Source organism: Burkholderia pyrrocinia (assembly GCF_018417535.1).
GTDB lineage: Bacteria > Pseudomonadota > Gammaproteobacteria > Burkholderiales > Burkholderiaceae > Burkholderia > Burkholderia pyrrocinia_E.
The window spans coordinates 1,787,793-1,809,553 of sequence record NZ_CP070977.1; the positions used below are offsets into that span (position 1 = coordinate 1,787,793).

Here is a 21,761-nt window from a genome sequence, read left to right on the forward strand (position 1 = left end):
TTCAATTCCCGTTCTGGATCGGGTGAAGCGGGTTATCGCTCGGGATATCGCCCGCCGGCATCTGCAGCGTCGGAGGCGGCGCCGCTGGCGCGGCCGGTGCAGCCGGTGCAGCCGGCGCGGCAGCCTGCACGGCCGGCGACGCCACCGGCGTCACGGTCGTGCCCGGGGCCGGCGCGACTTCGTTGCCCGCCGGCCCGGCCGCCTGCGCCGCGCCATCCGCGGGTGCCGCGCCCGCCGCGGGCGCGGGCAGCGCGGGCGGCGGCCTCGAGAAACGCCCGCCGTACGGTTCGGGCGGCGGCGTCGTGCGAGGCGCGGCAGGCATCTGCCCGAACGCGCCGCTCTCCGGCGACGGCTGCGCCCGGCTCGCCGCCGCCTCCAGCGGCGACGGCGCCCTGCCGCCCGTGGTGCCGCCGCCCACGCTGCCGGGCACCGGCTTCGTCTCGGGCGTCGCGGCCGTTGCCGCGGGACCTTCCGCGTTCAGCGCCACCGGATCGAGCCGCAACTGGTCCGCGTGAACGTTGACGTCGGTGCCCGACCACACTTCCTGCGTGTCCGCATCCGCCGCGACCTGCGGCCGGACGATGTGCGGCGTGATCTGCAGCACGATCTCGGTCTTCTTGTGATCGCCTTCATGATCCGAGAACAGGCGGCCGAGCAACGGCAACTGCCCGAGCCCCGGCACCTTGTTCGCGTTGCGGCGGTCCTCGTCCGAGATCAGCCCGCCCATGATCTGGGTTTCGCCGTCCCGAAGGCGCAGGCTCGTCGACGCGCTGCGCGTGCCGATCTGATACGCGAGCGAGCTCAGCCCTTGCGAATTGCCGCTCTGGATCGTATTGGTGATGTTGCTGACCTCGAGATTCAGCTTGATGCCGACGTCGCCGTCGCGATAGACCTGCGGCTCCACCTCGAGCTTGATGCCGACATCGAGGTACTGGATCATCTGCGTGAACGACGGGCCGCTCGTGCTCGGCGTGCTCGAGCTCGAAATCACCGGCACCTTGTCGCCGATCATGATGCGCGCCTTCTCCTTGTTGCGCGTGCGGATGCGCGGGCTCGCGAGCAGGTTCGCATCGGTGTCCGTGAGCTTGAAATCCGCGGTGGCGGACAGGCCGCTGACATTCAGCGCATTGACCGGCAGATGGTGCAGCGCGCCCCAGGTATTCGTCGTGCTCGGCGTCGACACCGTGAACGAGTTGGGCCAGTTGATGCCGAGCTGCGACATCCGCTCGTGCGACACCTCCAGCACCTCGACCTCGAGCATCACCTCCGGCTCCGGCAGGTCCTGGGCCGCGATCATCTCGTCGGCGACCTTGATCATGTCCGGCGTACCGCGGATCGTCACGGTGTTCGCGCGCTCGTCGATCACGGCCTCCTTCACCTTCAACAGGCTCTTCAGCAGCGACTGGACCTGCTTCGCGTCGACGTTCGACAGCTGGAACGTGCGCACCTTGAGCTCCTGGTATTCGAGCTCCTTCGCGGGCGTCGCCGGGTAGATGAACAGCGTGTTCGCGTTCATCTGCTTCTTGTCGAGCTGGTTCTGCAACAGGATCATGTCGACCGTGTCCTGCAGCGACGCGTTCTGCACGAAGATCGTCGTCTTCAGGTCGGCTCGCACGTCGCGGTCGAAAATGACGTTCAGCCCCGACGTCCGCGACAACGCCTCGAACACCATCCGCACGTTCGCGTCGCGGAACTGCAGCGACACCGGCGTGCGCATGATCGACGAAGCGGCGAGCTTGTCGTCCCGTTCCGCGTGCTGCTGCCGGCGCTTGTCGTCGAGCTCCGATTGCATCCGCTCCGCCATCGTATTGCTCGGATCCTCGACCAGCACGCGATGCACGCGTTCGGCCGCCTGCGCGTACGAGCCGCGCTTCATCATGCGGTCCGCTTCCTGCAGGATCGCCAGATGCTTGCGGTCCTGCTCGATCATCGTGCCGATCCTGCGGGCGCGCTCGCTCGACGGATCGAGCTGGGTCGCCATGTAGGCGGACCGGGCCGCATCGTCGAACTGGTTCTGCTTGCGGAACTGGTCGGCGTTATCGAGCAACTGGTTGACTTCGCCGTCGCGCGCGTGCAACGCGTCGATCTTCACCTGCGCATTGGTCGGATCGTCGTGCACGTTCGGCACATGCGCGCAGCCGCCGCACGCGAGCAGCGCCACGGCGATCGCCAGTGCGCGTTTCGTCGCGATCCGGCTGGCCGGCGCATGCCGGAAATCGAACGGCGTAAAGGGCGAAAGGCGTGTCGACGGGCCGCTGTCCCCAGCGCGGCGCGCACCCCGTGTGCATGAGGTTTTCATCTACTTTTCCCTCGGAATGGACACCACCTGCACCTGGTTCAGCGGCAGATAGGTGAGCACCACGTTCGACTCCGAAACCGACTCGACGCGATACTGGCCATCGATCACGTCACCTGGCGAAACGATCAGCAACTGATCGCCGTTGCTGAGAAATACATGCGGCTTCGCCGCCTTGGCGTCCTGCTCGCCGACATAGGTGAACGGCACCGGCGGCGCGGACGGCGGCGCCGGGCGCGTTTCGGGCAGCGTCGGCGCTGCGACGGGCGGCGGCGGCAGCCATGACGACGCGGTGAACGGATCGTGCGCCGCTTCGACGGACACCGGCGCGCGCAACGCGGCGAGCTTCTCCTGCGGCGTCGCCGCTACCGTGCCGGCCGACGCGGATCGTGGCGCGGCCGCAGACGCGGGCACCGCGGCGTGCGCGGCCGCCGCATGCGCGGCGGTCCGCGCCGGCGACGTGCGCCCGCCATCGCGATGCAGGCCGCCGAATGCCGGGACCGGCGCCGGCTCCTGCATCGCCGCGACCAGCACGCGATACCCGGCGCCGGCGACGAGGACGCAGCACAGCGCCAGCGCGATGCGCCGGTGCGACGCGGGCTTCATGGCGGCGGAAATCATGGCTGGGCGCTCCGGTAGATGAGCTCGAAGCGCACGCGCGCATCGAGGATGTTGCTGCCCACCGCGGGGCGCTCGACGTGGATTTCCTGCAGCGCCGCGTTCGGCACGTTGTTGAGCACCAACGCCAGAAAATGCCGGATCGCACCGTACTGATCCTTGACCGGCAGCAGCACCTGATAGCGCGCGAAGCGCGCGCCCGACTCGGTCGTCACCTGGTACTCGGCGGAGCCGAGCGTCAGATGGCTGTCGCGCGCCTGCGCGAAGATCGACGCGATGTCGTCCGCGCTTTGCGAGAACCGCGGGAACAGCTCGGGCAACGCGTCGAGCGCCACCGCGTCCGCCTCCGCGCCGCGCGCCGCGACCGGACGATGGCCGTGTGCCGCACGCACGGGCCCGGCCGGCGCCTGCATCGCGCGCGTATCGGCTTCCAGGCTGGCGATCGCCGCGACCGCGATGGCCGCCGCGCCGATCAGCAGCAGGCCGACGAGTCCCGGCAGACCGAATACGCGCCGCAACTCGAAACGCAGCGTGGCCAGGCGGTCCGTCAACCGATCGGTTTTCATGACTTCCTCCAGACGGCCGTGATCTGGAAACGCACCGGCTTGCCCGGTACGTTGTCCTCGACGAGATGACCGTTGAGCGTCGCTTCGCGCAGCACGACGCTCGTCTGCAGATACTTCAGGTACGCGATCATCGCGTCCGGATTCTTCGCTTCGGCCGTGATGCGGATCTGGCCCTGCGCCGGATTCTGGTCGATGCCGATCAGCGCGACGTCATGGTCGGGATAGTCCTCGACGAGCGAGAACAGCGTCTGCCACGGCACGGTCAGTTCGCGCAGCACCGCCTGGCTCTGCTTTTCCGCGAGCCTCGCGGCCGGCGTCGGCGGCGGCTTCGCGACGTGCCGCAGCGCGAGCGTCCGATGCTGGGCGGCCTCCACGTTCGCCCGCGCGCGGTCGTTCTCCGCATACGCATGCCACAGCCATGCGCCGCACGCGGCCCACAGCAGCACGGCGACGCCCAGCAGGATCACCCCGCTCGTCCCGGTGCGGGCACGGCGCCGGCAAAAGTCGATATCGAGCTTCGGCATCATGGCGCGTACTCCATCAGCCGGCGCGCGGGCGAGCCGTCGAGCGCCGGCCCAGGCAACCGTAGCGCGGCCGCGAAACGCGCGTCGAACGGCGCGAAGTCCGTGTCGATCCCGGACAGATAGACCGGGCAGTCCTCGCGCTTCAGGCCGGCCCGCGTTGCCGAACGTTCGAACGACTGCTCCGCGAGTTCGGCCAGCCGCGACGCGTCGCCGAACTCGCCGGGAAAGAGGCGTTGCGCATCGTAGGCGGCCCAGCCGCCTCGCTCGATCATGACCGCCTGCATCAACGCATCGGCGACGACAATCAGCAGCGCATCGTCGCCGGTTTTCACCGCGATGCGATTCAGCGTCTGCGGAAGACCCGATCTCAGGCTGCGGATGCGGACCGCGGCGGACGCCCCCGCATCATGGATGCCGTCGTGCAGCGTGCGCGACAGCGCGCCGGCGAAGAGCGCGCGGCCGCCCTGCTGCACGCAGAAGCGCACGACCAGCGATGCACCGTCGATCCCGTACGTGTCGGAGAAATGCGCGAGCACGATTTCTTCGAGTTCGCGCATGCGCATCGCGCGGAAGTCGCCGCGCAATATCGCGTGGTGGCACCAGAAATCGTCGAGCACGACGTGCGCGCCGCGCGTCGACGACAATGGGCCGCGCGCCTGCCCCTGCGTGGCGGCGGCATCGGCCGCGCCGCCGGGCATCGCGGCTGTCGCGGCGAGCGCGGCGCGCAGCGCGTCGAGCACGCCCGTCTCGCTGCCGAACTGCGCGTCGGGAATCGCGACGCTGACCGGATCGGCGGCGAACGCGCGCTTGCGCGGTCGCCACAGTGCGGGCGAACGGACGCCGACGACGATCTCGCGCGTCCCGACGCCGATTGCAAGCGGGTTAGTCAACCATCGTGACACGATTGATCTCCTCGAGCGTCGTTTCGCCGCGCCGCACCAGCTCGATTGCCGCCGATCGCAACGTCGTCATCCCGTGGCGCAGCGCCGCCGCCTTGATGTGCCCGAGCGGCGCGCGCTCCGACAGCAGTTGCCTCAGCTCGTCGTTCATGCGCAGCGCCTCCGCGATCGCACGCCGGCCGCGATAGCCGCTGCCGCGACACATCGCGCATCCCGCGCCGCGCCGAAACAGGTAGCTGCCGGCCGTATCCGGGTCGATGCCCGAGCGGGCGAGCGCATCCGCGTCCACCTCGTCCTCGGCCAGGCAATCCGGGCAGCACTGGCGCAGCAGCCGCTGCGCGATCACGCCGTTGAGCGCGGAGACGAAGCTGTACGGATCGACCTCCATGTTCGTGAAGCGGCCGATCACGTCGAACACGTTGTTCGCGTGCACCGTCGTGAACACCTGGTGGCCGGTCAGCGCGGCCTGCACGGCGATCTGCGCGGTGTCCGGATCGCGGATCTCGCCGACCATGATCTTGTCCGGGTCGTGCCGCAAGATCGACCGCAGCCCGCGCGCGAAGGTCAGGCCCTTCGCCTCGTTGACCGGAATCTGCAGGATTTCGCCGAGCTGGTATTCGACCGGATCCTCGATCGTCACGATCTTCTCGAGACCGTTGTTGATCTCGGTGAGGATCGCGTAAAGCGTCGTGGTCTTGCCGCTGCCGGTCGGCCCCGTGACGAGCAGCATCCCGTACGGCATCGACGCAACCGAGCGCATGAAGCGCGTGTCGCCCGGCTGGAAGCCCAATGCCTCGAGCGTCAGGCCGCCCGCGGCCTGGGAAAGCTGGTAGCGGTCGAGAATCCGCAACACCGCGTCCTCGCCGAACTGGTTCGGCATGATCGACACGCGGAAATCGATCTCGCGCCCGGCGTACATCGCCTTGAAGCGCCCGTCCTGCGGAACGCGGCGCTCCGCGATATCGAGCTCGGAGATCACCTTCACGCGGGACAGGACCTGGTCGGCGACATCCCGGCCCTCGACGCGGCCCACCACGGTGAGCACGCCGTCGACCCGGCACTTGATCATCAGGCCGTTCGCGCGGCATTCCAGGTGGATGTCACTCGCGAGCATCTTGAGCGCGTCGTAGATCGTCGAATTGAGCAGGCGCACCACCGGACTGTCGTCATTGCTGATGCCCTGCAGCGTCAGCGCGAGCGACGCCGGATCGGGCGCGTTCTGGATCGGATCGTCGAACGCGAGCGAGTCCATCGCGCGGATATCCTTCTCGCGCACGGTCAGGTATGCGTTGAGATCTCCGGCGCTCGCGAGCGCCCAGCCGTACGGCACCGCCGGCCGCGCACGCATCCGGTGTTCGACCCAGCCGCGCGTGCGTGCATCGAGCGGATCGGCGACAGCGAACAACAGCGCGTCGCCGCCCTCGGGATCGCGGAAGCACACGCACAGACGCGCCGTCGCATCGACGAACGGCACCGTGTCGAAATCCGGCTCGAGGCGGCCCAGCTCGCGCATCCCGATCGGCTTCATCCGGAATTGCGCGGCGAGCTGCGCGCGCAGCTCGTCCGCGCTGAGCGCCGTCTGCGCCATCAGCACTTCGAGCGCGCGAATGCCGGAGCCGTGCCGTTTGCCGAGCGCGCGCAGGACGTCGCGCAACGCGGCGCCCGCGTCGGGCAGGTGTTCCGGTGGGGGGGTGACGGTATCCACGCGTGTCTCCAGGGCAGCCTACTGAATGCTCGACGCGATCTCGAAGATCGGCAGGTACATCAGCACGACGATGCCGCCGATCACCACGCCGATCACGATCATCATCGCGGGCTCGATCAGTCGCGAGATCAGATCGATCGTGCGCGACACCTGCGCTTCCTGGAACGCGGCGATCCGGTCGAGCACGGGCCCGAGGCCGCCCGTTTTTTCGGCCACCGTCAGCAGGCGGTAGCCGATCGCGTTCGCGAGGCCGGCCTGCTGGAACGCATCGGAGATCCTCGCGCCATTGCGAACCTGCTGCAGCGCGCCCGCGAGCGCGGCCTGGTCCGCGCGGCCCACCAGGCCGCGCGCCAGATCGAACGCGCGAACGGCGGGAATGCCGCCGTCGACCAGCATCGCCGTCGTACGATAGAACTGGGACTGGCGAAACACGCGGAAATGCTGCCCGATGCCGGGCAGCGCCAGCAGGCGATCGGCGAGCCAGATCCGCAGCGCCTGCCGGCGCAGCGCAACGCCGGTGGCCACGGCCAGCACCGCGAGCGCGGCCGCCAGCCCGGCGCCGTGCGCGTGCACCATGCCGCCCCACGCCATCAGCAGCCGCGACATCAGCGGCAATTCGCGGCCGCTGTGTTCGAGGAGCGTCGCGAACCGCGGCACGACGAAACCAAGCAGAAACAGCACGACGGCCGCGCCGACGAACAGCAGCACCGTCGGATAGATCGCCGCCGACACGACGCGCGCGCGCAGCTCGTGGAGCGTCGCGCTATTGCGCGAGTAACGGGTCAGGCTCGCGGCGAGGCCGCCGGTCTGCTCGCTCGCCTTCACGCACGCGACCAGCACCGGCGGGAAGATCGGGCTCGCGTGCTCGAGCGCCGCCGACAGCGACTGCCCTTCCTCCAGTTGCCGCAGCAGGTCGCGATACACCTGCGCGGACGATTCGCGCCGCACGTTGCCGCCGAGCGTGCGCAATGCGTCGACCACGCCGACGCCCGCGTCGAGCAGCGCCGCGAGCTCGCGCGCGAACATCGCAACGTCGAACCGCGCGCCCGGCATCCCGAACCGGCGCGCGCCGCGCCGCTGCCGCCGCGCGTCCGCGCTCACCGACACGACCCGCAGGCCGCGCGAGCGCGCGAGCGCCGCCGCGGTTGCCGGCGAATCGCTGTCGAGGCGAAGCGTCTGGACCGAGCCATTCGTATCGAAGACACGCAGCACGAACTTCACGTCGACTCTCCTTGCTGACTGCTCACGACAGGCACGGCCGCCGGGCTGCGCCGCCCTACCACGACGAGATCGTCACGTTCTCGCCGGTGCCGCCGCCGCGCCCGTCCTTGCCGAGCGAATACAGGTCGTAGTCGCCGTGCTCGCCGGGCGAGCGATACTGGTACGGACGGTCCCACGGATCCGCCGGAACGGCCTTCTGCAGATACGGGCCGCTCCACCGCGGCGCGCTCTGCGGCTTGTTGACGAGCGCGTCCAGGCCTTCCTCGGTCGTCGGATAGACACCGACGTCGAGCCGGTACTGATCGAGGGCCTGGCCGAGCGACACGATCTGCGCGCGGGCGATCTTCACGTTCGACTTGCCGACCTGTTCGAAATACCGCGGCGCGACGAGCCCTGCCAGCAGCCCGATGATGACCATCACGACGAGCAGCTCGAGCAGCGTGAAGCCGCGGCTCGCGCGCATGCGGCGAGCGAGCCCGCCGCCCTGCCGCTGATGCGCCGGCATGCCGGGCCGGATCGAGGACAATTCGTCGCGCACGGCTTTCTCCCTGTATCGCCTGCCGCTTCAGCACCGCTGAAGCCTTTGATTGCATTCTTGTTCAGGGCGATACGCGTCAGAAGTAGGGAGGGCCGTCCATCGACATGGGTAGATCCCCCCCAGTTGCGCCATTCGGCAATGGAGGGTTTTCACACACGGTCGTCGTCGTTCAGCGCGAGCACGCCGATGTCGATCGCGAAGTGGACGAGGCCGGTCAGGTTCACGATGCCGAGCTTGTGCATCAGGTTCGCACGATGCTTTTCCACCGTTTTCGGGCTGAGCTTCAGGCACTCGCCGACCTGCCGGCTCGTGTGCCCCTCGACGACGAGACGCAGCACCGTGCGCTCGCGGTTCGTCAGCGAATTCCACAAGCGCGCCTTGTGCGCGCTCGCCTCGCGCAGCCCGTGCAGGCCGGCGCGGGCCCGATACGCGTCCAGGCTGATCACGCACTTGCCCTGCATCACGAAGCGCATCTCGCGGACCAGATCGGCGAACGACGAATCCTTGACCACGTAGCCGTCCGCACCGGACGCAAACGCCTCCCTGACGTTGTCTTCGCTGCGATGGACGGTGAGGACGATGATCCGCGTACGCGGCACATCGCGCTTGATCGCGGCGATCGCTTCGAAGCCGCTGCCGCCCGGCATCGACAGATCCATCAGGATCAGGTCGGGCAGCGTCTGCGCGGCGAGACGGCAGGCCTCGACCCCGCCGCTCGCCTCGCCGGCGATGCAGTAGTCGTCCAGCTCGGACACCATGTGGCTGAGACCGAGGCGCAGCAGATGCTGATCCTCGACGATCAGCACGCGATGCTTCTTTTCCAATTTCGACGCTCCCTGACGGACGCGTTGCACCTAGTTGGAAGCGACGACGTCGCGATAGGCCGCGAGCAGTTCGGTCGGCGTCGCGAAGCCGTCGATGCGCAGCCACGGCTGGCCCGGCGCGGCCCGCATGAACGTCACCGGCGTGTGAGCCATCTTGTCGCCGCGAAAGACGTTGAACGCGCGCTGCGCCGCGATGCTCGCCTCGACCGTGCCGGTGTAGTGCTGCCATTCGGGCCCGGCTTCGAAACGCGCGGCATAGGCCTTGAGCCGCTCCGGCGTGTCCTGCTCCGGATCGATCGAGATCGACACGATGTGCACCTTGTCGCGGTCGGGGCCCAGCTCGCCCTGCAGCCGCTCGAGCGTCTGGCTGATCATCGGACAGATGGTCGTGCAGGTGGTGTAGACGAACGTCAGGATCACCGGCCTGCCGTCGTCCACTTCCTTGACCAGCGACACGGTCTTGCCGTCGTCCCGCACGAGGTCGACCGACGGCAGCGTGTATTCGGCCGTCGTGTGCATCGTGCCCGGCATCACGACGTGATGCATGTGCATGCCGGCCGCTTCGGTCGCGGTCCCGGCGGTGTGTGGCGCGGCGTTTTCCATGGCGGTACCGGCGGCGTCCCCGGTGCTGCCTTCCCCGGTTTTTCCGGGTGCGCTTTCGGGTGCGCTTTCGGGCGTGCGTTCGGGTGCACTTTCAGTGGCTTTCTCGACCGCGCTCCCGGCAGCGCCCTGCGCGTCGTTCTCCATGACGTGCCCGACGGCGTTCGGCATCGCGTGGTCGCCTGCACTCGCGGCGGCGCCCGGCATCGCGTTCTCGCCTGCACTCATGGCGGCATCCGGCATCGCGTGGTCGTCGGCGCTCGCAGCGGCGCCCGGCATCGCACTTTCATTGACACTCGCGGCGGCAGGTTCGCCAACGTGCTCGCTGACGTTCTCGTCCGCGCCCTCGGCGACGCCATCGACGGGCGCGCACCACGCGGCGGTCGCGGCGATCGTGATACCCGCCACCACGAATGCCCCCATCGTCGATCTGGCAATCCCTTTCATACCGACCTCCCCTGACGATAAACAAGGCAATGGCGGTTTCCCTGCCTCGTCAGCGCAGTGTCTTGAATTCGGTCGCGAGCGTCATGGGATGACGCCCCCCAAAGGCCGGTAGGGTATGTCCGCTTGCTGGAATACCCGCTGGCCGGTGCCGGGATATCCCCATGCTCCAACCCCGCATTCCCCTTGTTGCGGCGTGCGTCGGTCGCGTCCTAGAATGGCAGCAAGCTTACGGTTTCCTGAAAACTGCGCATCGGGAGTTCCCATGATCGAACGCCAGCCCGCCAGGCCACAAATCAGGCTGCTCGATCTGATCGATGCGATGCGCAAGCTTCGCGGGGCGGTGCGCGCGGGCGATCGCGGCGCCAGCATCGTCACCGATGCACGCGGCGCCGCCCTTGCCATTCTCACGGCCGACGGAACCTTCGTATCGGCGAATCGCAGCGCCGCGGCGCTGTTCGGCTATTCGAGCGCCGAGCTCGTCGGCAAGCATCTGTTCGACATGGCGCTCGACGATGCCCACGCCGAATTGGCAGACGAATTGTCCAGAGGCGCCGCCCGTCCGTGTCATTCGTTCAACACGATGCTCAGCGGGCGAACCGGCCACTCCGCGCAGTTCATGGTGCACCAGCAGGCGCTTCCCGCCGCGGCAACCAGCGAGCGCCTGTCGCTGACGCTGTTCGAGGAACCGCCGGCCCTCGAGCCCGAGCCGCACGATGCGGCCGCGGCGCGCTACGCGGGCGTGCCTCACGCCTATCTGCTGATGGGCCAGCAGAAGGAGCGCTACCGGCTTGCCGCGGAATTGCACGACGGGCTCGGTCAGGCGTTGACGCTCATCAAGCTGATGAATGAGGACGCGCTGATGCGCATTCGTCGCGGCGAAATCGACGAGGCGGCGAATCTGCTCGATTCGACGGTGCTCCGGATCCGCGAGACGATCGGCGAAGTACGGCAGATATGCGGTGAATTGCGGCCGCCCATGCTCGACAAGCTCGGCCTGTCGGCGGCCCTGGCTTCGCTGTGCCGGCGCATCGAGCGCGACGTGAACACGCTGACTGTCGCGTTCAATTGCGATGTCGACGACGACGACATACCCGACCATCTGAAGGCGGACATGTTCAGGGTCGCGCAGGAGGCGCTCAACAACATCGTCAAGCATGCGGAGGCGACCGAGATCGTACTCGGCTTGCGCCACGACGCCGACGGCCTGCTGCTGACGATTCGCGACAACGGCATCGGTTACGAGCATCGCCCGCTGACGACGGAAGACGCGCACACGGCCGGGCTCGGCCTGATCGGCATGCAGCACCGCGTCGAGTCGCACGGCGGCATGTTCTCGATCCAGTCGTCGGCCACCACGGGCACGCTCATCTCGGCGAGCTGGGCCTGCTGACGCGCGCGATCGCGGTCGGTCCCGCAGTCGATCCGCAGTCAATCCTTCACACCGCCGAGCGGATAATCGTCCAGTCTCGCATGCGCGCCGGCGTCTTCCGACGGCCCGACGCCGTCGATCGAATGAGTCGGCACGTCGTCCATATTCGGCTCCGCGCACTTCGCCGCGAGCGTGGTCAGCAGGCCCATGCTCATCGCGACCAGCACCAGTTCCGTCAGGTTCGCGAGATGGAGCTTGTGCATCATGCTCGCACGATACTTCTCGATGGTCTTCGGGCTCAGATTCAGGTATTGACCGACCTGCCGGTTGGTGCGCCCTTCGGCAATCAGCTTCAGCACGCTACGCTCGCGCGCGGTGAGGATGTCCCAGGCCCTTCTCGGCGCAGGCATTTCGCGGCCGGTCACGAACGAGTCGACCATGTAGCCGTACACGTCCGCGCTCAGATGCTTCTTCCCCTGCATGACCATGCGCATCGCGAGCAGCAGTTCGTCGAACGAAACGTCCTTGAGCACGTAACCGTCGACCCCCGCCCGCAGCGCCTCCCGCACATACTCCTCGCTCTGGTGAACCGTGAGCGCGATGATCCGGACCGCCGGCGTTCGCCGCTTGATCGTTGCGCACGCATCGATGCCGTTCATCCCGCGCATCGACAGATCCATCAGGATCAGATCGGGAGCCAGCGCAAGCGCCTGGTGACACGCCTCCTTGCCGTCCCTTGCCTCGCCGACGACATCATAATCGCCTTGCGCGCATAGCATCGACCGGAGGCCATTTCTCAGCAGGTCATGGTCCTCTGCAATTACGACGCGACATTTGGTATTCACGACTATCCCCCCGTTCCTCCATTCCTGCGCGGCGTACCGTATCGGCACGTCCTGCGCAGTTCCGGAAACGCTCGCTGCGTGGTTTCCCCTGCCCGGATCAATTATTGAAATTCGCGGCAACCGACAGCCATGCGTGTCGCTACAGCAAGGATCGCGCCACCGCACGCCGAGCCTGCTGCTGCGGCGATCCGGATTCCGCCTGTCTGCGGCGCAACCACGCCGCCCCCTGAAATGTTTCAAAGCTGTATCGATTTCATGTTTTTCAGCGCGTCAGTGTGATTACCGATGGCGGGAATGCCACTCGCGTTTCAGCATGGATGAAAACATTCGCGCCGCGACGACGCCAAATCGAGAAGAAACCAACGATGCGTAGTAAGGATTGTTAATTTACGTTGATTGCGGCCAATTACCCATCGTTACGGCGGTAACAACTTTGCACCATCTTTTTTGGCCGCCGTTTCGGCCTCGAAGTGTAGGGAGGTGCCCCATTGCCGGTCCGATTTCCCATCGCCGACAATCCAGGTGCAGGAGACCTGGAAGATGCACCGCAGACCTTTATCCGGATTGGGAATCGCGATCGCTGCCGCATGCGTGGCACTCGGCTCGGCGTGGACGTGCGCCGCGAACGCGCAAATATTCGGCACGGTCACCAGCAATGGCACAATCCTCCTCACCAACGAACCCGGCACGACCGGCCTGAAGGTGATCGTCGCGAGCACCGCGCCCGCCCCACCCGACATGAAGCACGCCGCATCGAAGCTGGTCGGCGGCGCGCTGTCCTCGTTCGCCGACGTGATCGACGAAGCGAGCCGTGCGTTTCGCGTTCCACCCGAACTGCTGCGCGCGGTGATCGACGTCGAATCGGGATACAACCCGAAGGCGATCTCGGACAAGGGCGCACAAGGGCTCATGCAGTTGATGCCCGACACCGCGCGGCGTTTTTCGAGCGGAGACATGTTCAATCCGCGCGACAACGTGCTGGCCGGCGCGCACTATCTGCGCTTCCTGCTCGACCTGTTCAAGGACAACGTCGAACTCACGCTGGCCGCCTACAATGCCGGAGAAAACGCCGTGATTCGCGCCGGCTATCGCATTCCGTCGTCGCCGCAAACGCGCGTGTATGTCCCGCGCGTGCTCGCGCGCTACAAGCGGCTCCTCGCTTCGAGTTGATGGGTCCGGCTGATGTGTCCGGCGATACGCTCCGCGGCGCCGCAGTCCGTGCGGCGCATGCGAACGCGTTGTTGGACGTCACGCTGCCGCGACGCTCGACAACATGTGCCGCCCCACCCCGGCCGACGGTTCAGGGAAAGGCGGGAATGGTCGGATCTTCGCCTTCGAGATGCGCTTCGGCGTGGTGAAGCTCGATCAAGTGCTCGATCTCGTGGACCCGGTCCTTCGGAATGTCGAGGATCATCAGCAGCTCGCCGCGCTCGATGCCTTCTTCGAAACGCTTCAGGCGTGTACTCGGCACGTTGACGCCGATCATCGACGCCGCCCAGGCACCGAAGCCGGCGCCGGACAACGTGATCGTCACGAAACCGGCACCGGCGATCGGCAAGCCCGCGGGCGGGAACGCCAGCGCGATCAGCCCCAGCAGCACCCCGGTCGCGCAACCGACCACCGTGCCGCGTGCAAGCGACGGCAGCAAGTCGCTGCGCTGCGTCAGCGTGGCCTCCTGCAAACCATCGTGCACGACGCTGTGATTCGCAATGAAATGAATATGCCGCCACTCGACATGCAGCAACAGCAACTCGTCGACGATCGACTGCGCGCTTTGCGGCGTCGGCAACAGAAAATAGATGCGTCTCATGACTACTCCCCCAACCCCACCTCACGTCAGGCATGCACCGGCCCCTCTGACGACATTCTTGTCCGGCGCGCAACCCGCTTGAAGTGGGAATTCCCACCGAAACACATGGGTAAAAAACGGTAGGACATCATCCGTAAATGGTAGGACATCATGCGGGCGCGTCAAAGCCGTCCGTAGCTGTGCAGCCCGGACAGGAACATGTTGACGCCGAGGAATGCGAAGGTCGTCACGAGCAGCCCGGTGAGCGCCCACCACGCGGCAACCGCGCTGCGCAGGCCCTTCATCTGCCGCATGTGCAGCCACGCCGCGTAGTTCAGCCACACGATCAGCGCCCAGGTTTCCTTCGGATCCCAGCTCCAGTAGCCGCCCCATGCCTGGGCCGCCCACATCGCGCCGAGGATCGTCGCGATCGTGAAGAACGCGAAACCGACCGCGATCGACTTGTACATCACGTCGTCGAGCACCTCCAGCGTCGGCAGGCGATCGGCGAGCACGCCGCGCGCCTTCATCAGGTACGCGACCGACACCATCGCCGACAGCGCGAAGCTGCCGTAGCCGATGAAGTTCGCCGGCACGTGGATCTTCATCCACCAGCTCTGCAGCGCAGGCACCAGCGGCTGGATCTGCTGCGCATCGCGCGCGACCGAGTACCACATCAGGAAGCCGACCGCCGCGCTGATGACCAGCAGCACGAACGCGCCGAGCGAGCGCGTGCCGTAGTGGCCCTCGTAATACAGATAGAGCAGCGCGGTGATCAGGCTGAACAGGACGAACACCTCGTAGAGGTTCGATACGGGGATATGGCCGACGTCGGCGCCGATCAGGTAGGACTCGTACCAGCGCACCATCAGCCCCGTGAAGCCCATCAGCACGGCGACCCACGTGAGCTTCTGGCCGATCGCGGCGCCCGTTTCCGAGCGCGCGAGCAAGCCGATCCAGTAGAAGCTCGTCGCGAGCACGAACAGCGTGCTCATCCACAGGATCGCCGACTGGCTCGACAGGAAGTACTTAAGGAAGAACACCGAATCGGCACGCGCGAGATCGCCCTGGTAGATCTGGATCGACAGCAGCGACAGCACGGCGATCGATGCCATCATCAGCCGCGCGGGCTTCCAGCGCCAGCCGAGCGCGACGAGCGCCGGCACGGTGCCGATCATCACCGCCTTGTCGTAGTAATCCATGTGCGCGTTGTAGTGCACGAGCGCATAGCCCGCGCCCGCCACGAGCGCCAGTGCGAACAGCCAGTCGATCAGCGACAGGCGCGCGAGGAACGAACGGTCGCCCGGCTCGCACGCACGCACCGCGGCGGACGCGCGTTGTCGCCGATACGGCAGTCTGGCGACCGACGTCGCGCCGCCGCGAGAGGATTGCATCGCTTTCATGGTATTCACCGGAATGGGACCGCTCGGGGTTGGAAGAAAAAGAGGCGCCCCGCCCCGGGGGAGACGAGACACCTAAATGATCACTGTCGGCGCCGGCCACCTGCCCGCCACGCGACACGTGCCGCATGCGACGCCGATTCGGCGGCGCATGCTCATTGGTCGGACGGCGGGCTCGTCGATGTACCGGTTTCCGGCGAGTTCGTCGGTGCACCGGCCTCCGGCGGGTTCGTCGATACGCCGGTTTCCGGCGGGCCCACCGATACGCCGGTTTCCGGCGGGCCCACCGATACGCCGGTTTCCGGCGGGTTCGCCGGTACGCCGGCTTTCGGCGGGCTCGCCGGTACGCCGGCTTCCGCCGGAAATGCCTCGACATAGGCCGCGACGGCGCGCATGTCCTGCTCCGTCATGTTCGCGCATACCGACTTCATGATCGCGCCGCGCGGCCGTGTGTCGGTTTCCCGGAAAATCCTGAGCTGCTTCACCACGTAGTCCGCATGCTGACCGGCGAGACGCGGAAACCGGCTCATGCCCTCGCCATGCTGCCCATGACACCCGATACAGGCCATCACGCCCTTGTCCGGCAGGCCCCCCACGAAAATCGCCTTGCCCGCGTCGACCAGCGTGCGATCGGCGGCTTCGCCCGGCACCGCCTCCTGGCCTGAAAAATAGGCGGCGAGCTCGTCGATCTGCCTGTCGGTCAGATGCGTGAAGCCCCACATGTACCGCTTCGCGTTCGGATCGGCACGCGCGTGGCTTTTGAAGTCGGTCAACTGATCGACGAGGTACTCCTTGCGCTGCCCGGCCAGCTTCGGAAACATCGGCGACACCGACACGCCGGTCGCGCCATGGCAGTTCGAGCACACCTGCAGCGCGATGGTCTTGCCCGGCACCGCCGGGTTGTCGACCTGGCGCGACCGCTCCAGGTCGTGGCAACCCGCCCCGGCCAGCACCATCGCGAGCGAGACGATATGGGCCACCTTGTTCATGTCAGACACCTCCTTGCCGCAACTTCCTTCGCCTGCCGAACCGATTCCGTTCGACGACGAGACGTGCCCGCATCGCGATGCGATGCGAGATGCGCAACACCCGCCCGCCGCGCGTGCTTCTGTCGGTCCGGTGTGCGGGAAACGCCGGACGGGATGTCAAAACGATGCGACCCATAGATAGAGAAACAGCGTGTCGTTGTCCCTCGCATTGCGCCCGTTGCCGTCATAGTTGGTCGCCGCGCCGAGGAACCGGGTGAAGTGCGTGTATTGCAGGCCGACGCGCACGTACTGAACCGGCATCCAGAAGATTTCCGGGGTCCAGCCCTGCGTATTCGGATGGAAGTTCGCGCTGCCTGAATACATCGTGCTGTCCGGCGTGCCGGTCGTATTGAAGAACGACAGGCTCACGCCGTACTTGTTCTGGTAGATGTACGACGCCTTGAGCCGCAGCGAGTTGAGATTCGCCGACGGGCTGTCTCCCAGCACGAAGTTGTTCGGGTCGTGGATGTTCTCGCGCACGTAGCGCGCCTGCGCGGTAATCGTGTGCGGCTCCAGCAGGTACTGGTACTGCGCGTCGAAACCGTAGTCGCGATAACGCGTGACACCGGTGCCGAAGATCGGGAAATTGTTCGGATCGTTCGGATAAATGTCGACGCTCAGCCCGAACGCGCCAACCATCAGGCTATGCGGACCCCATTCGCGCGTCAGCGCGATGCGTGCATACGGGTTGTAGCCGCGCAGATAAACCTGCGGGTGGTCCGGATTCCCCGGCTTGTTCCCGTGACTCAGGAACGACCAGATGCCGTCGGCCGTGCTGTAGGCGGTCAGCTCGGCATACACCGTCTTGTTCCAGTACAGGTACCCGCCCACGCCGACGACCTGCATCGCGAGGCTTCCTTCGAGCACCGGCAGCGCCGGAATGCTGGCGGCCGGGCTGATCGTGGACGCAATGTACGGATAGCCCCAGGCCGGCGCGGTGTTGAAGACGTCCTGCACGGTCGGATTGTTGTGCACCGTCACGCCGAGGATCAGGTCGTTTGCGCTGGAGATGATCCGGTCGACGAAGCGGAAGTCGGTGTTGTCCGACGACCAGTGGCCTTTCCATTTGCCGCTACCGTCCTGATGATCGTAGTTCGTATAGGTGAACTGAGCAAATCCGCCGATCTTGTCGGTAATCTTCCCGGCGAGGAACACGCTCGCGAAATCGAAGATCGGCAGGGCGTTCTTCGGATTGATCTTGTTGCCGCTGGCGTCGGTGTTGCCGCGCGTCGTGCTCAGATCGCCGATGGCCATCGCGGCGATCGGAATCGTGCGCTCGCCCAACGTATAGCCGTTCAGCTTGAACATGCGTCCATACGGCGTGAGTTCCGGAAACTGTCCGCCGGCATGACACGCGACGCAGCTCTGCCCGGTCTGGCGCGCGAAGATCGGCAGCGCCCGCGCGGCCGACACCTGCAGCAACGCGAGCGTCGCGAGCACGGCCATCCAGCCGTAATGTCTCCAGCGAGGACGCGCGCGATGGCCGACTAGGAACGTTGTCATGGCTGTTTCCCCCCATGCCGTGTGTCGCCCCATTCCGACGCGATATGCGCACGTCGGACGATGCCTTCATTGTGCGAAGCCCCCGTGAAAGCCGACATGGGGCGACTCCCTCTTTACGCGGTCTGATCCCTACTCCATCTCGGCGCGCGCGGCCGCTCAGGGGACGATCCAGCTCCCGTCGGCGGAGAGCTTCAGGCGATCCGGCCCGGCGAAGCGGACGATATAGCCGCCCTTCGACGCGAAGCGCTGTCCGGGCGCGAGCGTCAGGCGCGGGTAGTAGCCCGTCAGGATGCGGCGCTCGAGCATGTCCTGGATGCGCTCGACGAGATACTCGCGCACGAACGCATCGACCATATGGCTGAGCGTCTCGGCGAGCAGGCCGCATGCGAGATACGTGTCAGCCTGCACCTGCGGCGCGACCATCGGAATCCGCCGGATCGAGAACCAGCCGAACGCATAGTCGACGCGCACGCGCCGCCCTTCGGGCAGATCGAACGGATAGGCGATGCGCGTCACGCCGCGCCAGCTCGTCGGCAGCGGCGTATTGTCGAGCCCGCCGAGCAGCCCCGACATGAATACCGTGTCCGACGCGGGCGGCATATGAGCGAGCGCCGCGAGGTCCGGCGGCCGCAGCCACAGCACGAGCACGTCGTCGTGCGGCATTCGGCGCAACGCGCGCGCGACGCTGTCGCCGGACGCGAGCGCGCGATTCGACACGACGATGCCGTGCGCCTGCAGCGCGGCAGCCAGCGCACGTGCGCCGCGCTCGCCGTTGTCGCCGCTGCGATAGACCTGCCGGACCGTCTTCACCGCTTGCCGCGCCGGCCGCGCACCGGCTTCGTCCAGGATGCGCTTCGCGATCAGGTCCGATTCGAGCAGCACGCCGCGCGAGAAGTACACGGAATAGAAATCGTGGTCGGTTTCGACCGGCACCTCGACGTTCGGAAACAGGCAGGGCACGGCCTCCGCCTCGCAGAAGTCGTGGACCGGCGCCCAGTTCCTGCCGCCGAGCCCCGACACCACGGCCAGCACCGGCTGCCGGGCGATAAACTGCGTCAATTGCGCACGCCACGTGTCCGGCGGCCCCTTCAGTTCCCACACATGCAGTTCCCAGCGGCGATTGACCATGAACATCATTTTTCGCGTGGAACGCAGCGGCGGCGTCGTGCCGAACGGAAACGCGTTCTTGTCCGCGAAGTAGTGCTGCAGAACGTCGAGCATGCCCGCCCGCTTCACCGGGTCCGCGTCCGGCGTGACGATCGTCGCGAAATGCAGCACCGTGTCCGTCACGCCCGACGGCTTGCGGCGATCGAGACGCTTCAGATAGCCGGTCAGCGCGGCCATGTCGGCGTCGCCGAGCGCGTATTGCGGCATCAGGCTGCCGAGCGGCCTGCCTTCCGGGTCGATCCCGTCGCGCACGGCGCGCGCGAGCCGTTCTTCCGTGTACGGCTCGCGGTCGGTGCGCATGCCGGGAACGTACGGAATGTCGAGATCCTCGGCGGTCTGCGCGCGTGGATGCACCAGGTAGCGCCACGTGATCGGCGGGATGGTGTTGTTGCCCTCCTTCGAGCCCAGCCCGCTGCGCCGATGGCAATTGATGCAGGCGGCGGCGGCGCCTCGCAGGCGCACGCCGTCCTGATGCACGGCTTCGAGCGGTGCGCCCGAACCGAGGATGCCGCGCTGGAAGATCGCTTCTCCCGCGTCCGCCGGCACGACGGGCGCCGCGGCCTCGCCGCCGATCGCGTGGCCCGCGCTTGCGCACAACGCGGCCAGCACCACCCGCCGCGCCAGCCGCCCGCGCAAGGCCGGCGGGCACGCCGCCGCGAGGGCGCGCAGTCGCCCCCGGATGCCGTTCATGGCCGTACCGTCGGCCGGCCGGCGCCCGGCGGCGCCGGCGACACGTGCGCATCGATCGACGCTGGACGGCGTCCGCCCGGCGATACGGGTCGGGCGAAGAGCGCATCGTCGAGCGGCGGATTCAGCGACACCTTGTCGATGATCAGCGTGTCCTTGGTCGGCGAGGCCGCCGTTCCGCTCTCGATCCTGAGCGGGATCTGCAGGCCGTCGATGAGCTTGAAGTTGCCGTAGTTCACCTCCACCGTGAGCGGGCCGCTCGGCCCGCGCACCTGGCGGTCGGCCTTCACGTCCAGGAACGTCCGCCCGTCGATCCACACATGCCGCACCGCACCGGAGGGCAACTTCACCGCGAGGCGGTACGCATCGTGCCCGCCGAGCGAGTCGACACCGTCCAGCGTCACGCCGATGCCCTTCGCATCGTGGTCGATCAGCGGGCCGTCGATCACCTGCTCGTCGCGCGCGGACATCAGCTCGCCCGGCGTGTACGGCCGCAGGCCGGCGCCACCGCTCGCGCCCTGCTTCCAGCCTTCGCGACCGTCGAACACGCGTACGGCCTTCTGGTTGAGCACGGTGATCTCGAAGCGCGTCTTGTTCGGCCGCTTCATCGCGAGGATGAACGGCATGTCGCGCACGGGTGCGTTCGGGCTATCCACATGGCCCGACCAGACCATCGTCTGGACCTTGCGCCACGCGTCGAGCCCGCCTCTCGCCGCGATATTCTTCTCGACGATCTGGTCCGCGCCGAGGCCCTGCCCCGGCAATTGCTCGCACCCGCACAAGGCCGCCATCGCGCAGCCGGCGAGCACCCACGATCCGATCCGTCCCATGGCCGTCACCTCGTCCGGATCTCGGCCGCGTGACTCGGCGCCTTCGCGAAGGTAAGCGGCGGCTTGCCGAACATCGCGTCGTCGACCGTCGCGTTGAGCGCGACATGCTCGATCGTGATCCGGTGCGTCTCCTTGACGCCGCTCACAACCGTCTCGAGCGTGTGCGGCATGACGAGACCGTTCTCCTTCCTGTAATCGCGATAGAGAACGGCGACGCTGTGCGTCTTGCCGTCCAGCACGCGCGGCTCGCCATCGATCTTCAGTTCGAGAAAGCTCGCCGCGTCGACCCACAGGCGGCGCGCCGCGCCATCCTTCGACGTCAGCTTCAGCACATACGCGCGATGCCCTTCCACCTGCTCGGTGCCAAGCGCCTGGATCGTGGTGCCCTTGTTCGCGTAGTCGATCAGCGGACCGTCGAGTTCGGCGGATGACGCCGCGGACTTGAGTTGCGCCGGCGTATACGGCTCGACATCGTTGCGGCCGAGGTACGGCCTGACCAGCCAGCCCTGCGAGCCGTCGTACACCTGCAGCGCGGTTTGCTGCTCGAACTGGATTTCGAGCCGGCTCTTGTGCGGACGCTTCAGCGTCAGCGTGAACGGCAGCCTGACGTTCTTCTTGCCGCCCGCATCGAGCTGCCCCGTCATCCTGATCGACGACACGGCCCGCCACGCCTGCAGCCCGCCACGGGCCGCGACATTGCGCTCGGCGATCTGCGCCGCGTCCATATGCGACGCCGACGCCGCTTGCGCATTCCCCGCTGCCGAGGCCGCGGATGCGACCTGGCCGCAAGTCAAAAAGCCGGCGGCGCACGCCGCCGAAATCGACTTGAAAAGAAACCGGTTCATGACTGCTCTCCCCGCATGCAGGCCGCCCGTTGTCGATGCGCGGCGGCATGCGCATGTATG

Annotated in this window: 20 protein-coding genes; 2 read left to right on the forward strand and 18 right to left on the reverse strand. The window is 67.0% G+C overall.

All coding sequences use genetic code 11. The features are described from left to right. Window position 1: 1 nt before the first annotated feature. From JYG32_RS08335 to JYG32_RS38870, 10 genes are all read right to left on the reverse strand, one after another. On the reverse strand, window positions 2-2,299 hold the full coding sequence (locus JYG32_RS08335; protein WP_213265273.1) for a type IV pilus secretin PilQ: 2,298 nt from the start codon (window positions 2,297-2,299) through the stop codon (window positions 2-4). After that, window positions 2,300-2,917, reverse strand: a complete 618-nt coding sequence (locus JYG32_RS08340) for a hypothetical protein (RefSeq protein ID WP_213265274.1) — start codon at window positions 2,915-2,917, stop codon at window positions 2,300-2,302. After that, window positions 2,914-3,480, reverse strand: coding sequence for a hypothetical protein (locus tag JYG32_RS08345; protein WP_213265275.1), 567 nt, complete (start codon window positions 3,478-3,480; stop codon window positions 2,914-2,916). Before JYG32_RS08345 ends, JYG32_RS08340 begins: the two co-directional genes overlap by 4 nt. After that, window positions 3,477-4,007 (reverse strand): hypothetical protein, encoded by a 531-nt coding sequence (locus JYG32_RS08350; protein WP_213265276.1) that lies wholly within the window; start codon window positions 4,005-4,007, stop codon window positions 3,477-3,479. Before JYG32_RS08350 ends, JYG32_RS08345 begins: the two co-directional genes overlap by 4 nt. Continuing rightward, window positions 4,004-4,906 carry a hypothetical protein gene (locus tag JYG32_RS08355; RefSeq protein WP_213265277.1) on the reverse strand — a complete coding sequence of 301 codons (903 nt, stop codon included), beginning with the start codon at window positions 4,904-4,906 and terminating at the stop codon, window positions 4,004-4,006. Before JYG32_RS08355 ends, JYG32_RS08350 begins: the two co-directional genes overlap by 4 nt. After that, complete coding sequence (locus tag JYG32_RS08360; RefSeq protein WP_213265278.1) at window positions 4,887-6,608, reverse strand: GspE/PulE family protein; 1,722 nt, start codon at window positions 6,606-6,608, stop codon at window positions 4,887-4,889. Before JYG32_RS08360 ends, JYG32_RS08355 begins: the two co-directional genes overlap by 20 nt. A gap of 18 nt (window positions 6,609-6,626) precedes the next feature. Then, on the reverse strand, window positions 6,627-7,829 hold the full coding sequence (locus tag JYG32_RS08365) for a type II secretion system F family protein (protein WP_174383204.1): 1,203 nt from the start codon (window positions 7,827-7,829) through the stop codon (window positions 6,627-6,629). 55 nt (window positions 7,830-7,884) lie between these two features. Further along, the gene (gspG, locus tag JYG32_RS08370) at window positions 7,885-8,334 is read right to left on the reverse strand and encodes a type II secretion system major pseudopilin GspG (RefSeq protein ID WP_283842727.1); all 450 of its coding nucleotides are present in this window, start codon (window positions 8,332-8,334) and stop codon (window positions 7,885-7,887) included. Between the two features lie 182 nt (window positions 8,335-8,516). Continuing rightward, window positions 8,517-9,191, reverse strand: a complete 675-nt coding sequence (locus JYG32_RS08375) for a response regulator (protein ID WP_249744613.1) — start codon at window positions 9,189-9,191, stop codon at window positions 8,517-8,519. A gap of 30 nt (window positions 9,192-9,221) precedes the next feature. After that, window positions 9,222-9,794, reverse strand: a complete 573-nt coding sequence (locus tag JYG32_RS38870) for an SCO family protein (RefSeq protein ID WP_433960850.1) — start codon at window positions 9,792-9,794, stop codon at window positions 9,222-9,224. Window positions 9,795-10,500: 706 nt separating this feature from the next. On the opposite strand from JYG32_RS38870, the gene JYG32_RS08385 reads away from it, so the two are divergent. After that, entirely contained in the window at window positions 10,501-11,628 is a 1,128-nt protein-coding gene (locus JYG32_RS08385; protein ID WP_213265406.1) for a histidine kinase, read from the forward strand. A 38-nt stretch (window positions 11,629-11,666) separates the two neighbouring features. Here the strand turns inward: JYG32_RS08385 and JYG32_RS08390 are convergent, their stop codons facing one another. After that, entirely contained in the window at window positions 11,667-12,452 is a 786-nt protein-coding gene (locus tag JYG32_RS08390; protein WP_249744614.1) for a response regulator, read from the reverse strand. 540 nt (window positions 12,453-12,992) lie between these two features. Here JYG32_RS08390 and JYG32_RS08395 point away from each other — a divergent pair. After that, a complete protein-coding gene (locus JYG32_RS08395; protein WP_213265407.1) occupies window positions 12,993-13,622 on the forward strand; it encodes a lytic transglycosylase domain-containing protein in 630 nt (209 codons plus the stop codon). 130 nt (window positions 13,623-13,752) lie between these two features. Here JYG32_RS08395 and JYG32_RS08400 read toward each other — a convergent pair whose 3' ends face one another. The 7 genes from JYG32_RS08400 to JYG32_RS08430 all read right to left on the reverse strand — a co-directional run bounded on the left by JYG32_RS08400 (window position 13,753) and on the right by JYG32_RS08430 (window position 21,701). Further along, entirely contained in the window at window positions 13,753-14,262 is a 510-nt protein-coding gene (locus tag JYG32_RS08400) for a DUF1269 domain-containing protein (protein WP_174383207.1), read from the reverse strand. A gap of 161 nt (window positions 14,263-14,423) precedes the next feature. Then, window positions 14,424-15,644: a c-type cytochrome biogenesis protein CcsB gene (ccsB, locus tag JYG32_RS08405; protein WP_433960845.1), complete on the reverse strand. Its 1,221-nt coding sequence runs from the start codon at window positions 15,642-15,644 to the stop codon at window positions 14,424-14,426. Between the two features lie 152 nt (window positions 15,645-15,796). After that, window positions 15,797-16,630 carry a c-type cytochrome gene (locus tag JYG32_RS08410; RefSeq protein WP_213265280.1) on the reverse strand — a complete coding sequence of 278 codons (834 nt, stop codon included), beginning with the start codon at window positions 16,628-16,630 and terminating at the stop codon, window positions 15,797-15,799. 156 nt (window positions 16,631-16,786) lie between these two features. Further along, window positions 16,787-18,172: a cytochrome C gene (locus JYG32_RS08415; protein ID WP_213265281.1), complete on the reverse strand. Its 1,386-nt coding sequence runs from the start codon at window positions 18,170-18,172 to the stop codon at window positions 16,787-16,789. Window positions 18,173-18,328: 156 nt separating this feature from the next. Next, window positions 18,329-20,029, reverse strand: a complete 1,701-nt coding sequence (locus JYG32_RS08420) for a c-type cytochrome (protein ID WP_213265282.1) — start codon at window positions 20,027-20,029, stop codon at window positions 18,329-18,331. Next, window positions 20,026-20,856 (reverse strand): hypothetical protein, encoded by an 831-nt coding sequence (locus JYG32_RS08425; protein WP_213265283.1) that lies wholly within the window; start codon window positions 20,854-20,856, stop codon window positions 20,026-20,028. Before JYG32_RS08425 ends, JYG32_RS08420 begins: the two co-directional genes overlap by 4 nt. Before the next feature lie 5 nt (window positions 20,857-20,861). Further along, on the reverse strand, window positions 20,862-21,701 hold the full coding sequence (locus JYG32_RS08430) for an outer membrane lipoprotein-sorting protein (RefSeq protein ID WP_213265284.1): 840 nt from the start codon (window positions 21,699-21,701) through the stop codon (window positions 20,862-20,864). Window positions 21,702-21,761: the final 60 nt, after the last annotated feature.

What these genes read in the sequence shown, in the direction of transcription:
- JYG32_RS08335 (WP_213265273.1), bottom strand. Translation starts at nt 2,299, where the DNA reads ATGAAAACCTCATGCACACGGGGTGCGCGCCGCGCTGGGGACAGCGGC.
- JYG32_RS08340 (WP_213265274.1), bottom strand. Translation starts at nt 2,917, where the DNA reads ATGATTTCCGCCGCCATGAAGCCCGCGTCGCACCGGCGCATCGCGCTG.
- JYG32_RS08345 (WP_213265275.1), bottom strand. Translation starts at nt 3,480, where the DNA reads ATGAAAACCGATCGGTTGACGGACCGCCTGGCCACGCTGCGTTTCGAG.
- JYG32_RS08350 (WP_213265276.1), bottom strand. Translation starts at nt 4,007, where the DNA reads ATGATGCCGAAGCTCGATATCGACTTTTGCCGGCGCCGTGCCCGCACC.
- gspG (WP_283842727.1), bottom strand. Translation starts at nt 8,334, where the DNA reads ATGCCGGCGCATCAGCGGCAGGGCGGCGGGCTCGCTCGCCGCATGCGC.
- JYG32_RS38870 (WP_433960850.1), bottom strand. Translation starts at nt 9,794, where the DNA reads ATGGAAAACGCCGCGCCACACACCGCCGGGACCGCGACCGAAGCGGCC.
- JYG32_RS08385 (WP_213265406.1), top strand. Translation starts at nt 10,501, where the DNA reads ATGATCGAACGCCAGCCCGCCAGGCCACAAATCAGGCTGCTCGATCTG.
- JYG32_RS08395 (WP_213265407.1), top strand. Translation starts at nt 12,993, where the DNA reads ATGCACCGCAGACCTTTATCCGGATTGGGAATCGCGATCGCTGCCGCA.
- JYG32_RS08400 (WP_174383207.1), bottom strand. Translation starts at nt 14,262, where the DNA reads ATGAGACGCATCTATTTTCTGTTGCCGACGCCGCAAAGCGCGCAGTCG.
- ccsB (WP_433960845.1), bottom strand. Translation starts at nt 15,644, where the DNA reads ATGAAAGCGATGCAATCCTCTCGCGGCGGCGCGACGTCGGTCGCCAGA.
- JYG32_RS08410 (WP_213265280.1), bottom strand. Translation starts at nt 16,630, where the DNA reads ATGAACAAGGTGGCCCATATCGTCTCGCTCGCGATGGTGCTGGCCGGG.
- JYG32_RS08415 (WP_213265281.1), bottom strand. Translation starts at nt 18,172, where the DNA reads ATGACAACGTTCCTAGTCGGCCATCGCGCGCGTCCTCGCTGGAGACAT.
- JYG32_RS08420 (WP_213265282.1), bottom strand. Translation starts at nt 20,029, where the DNA reads ATGAACGGCATCCGGGGGCGACTGCGCGCCCTCGCGGCGGCGTGCCCG.
- JYG32_RS08425 (WP_213265283.1), bottom strand. Translation starts at nt 20,856, where the DNA reads ATGGGACGGATCGGATCGTGGGTGCTCGCCGGCTGCGCGATGGCGGCC.
- JYG32_RS08430 (WP_213265284.1), bottom strand. Translation starts at nt 21,701, where the DNA reads ATGAACCGGTTTCTTTTCAAGTCGATTTCGGCGGCGTGCGCCGCCGGC.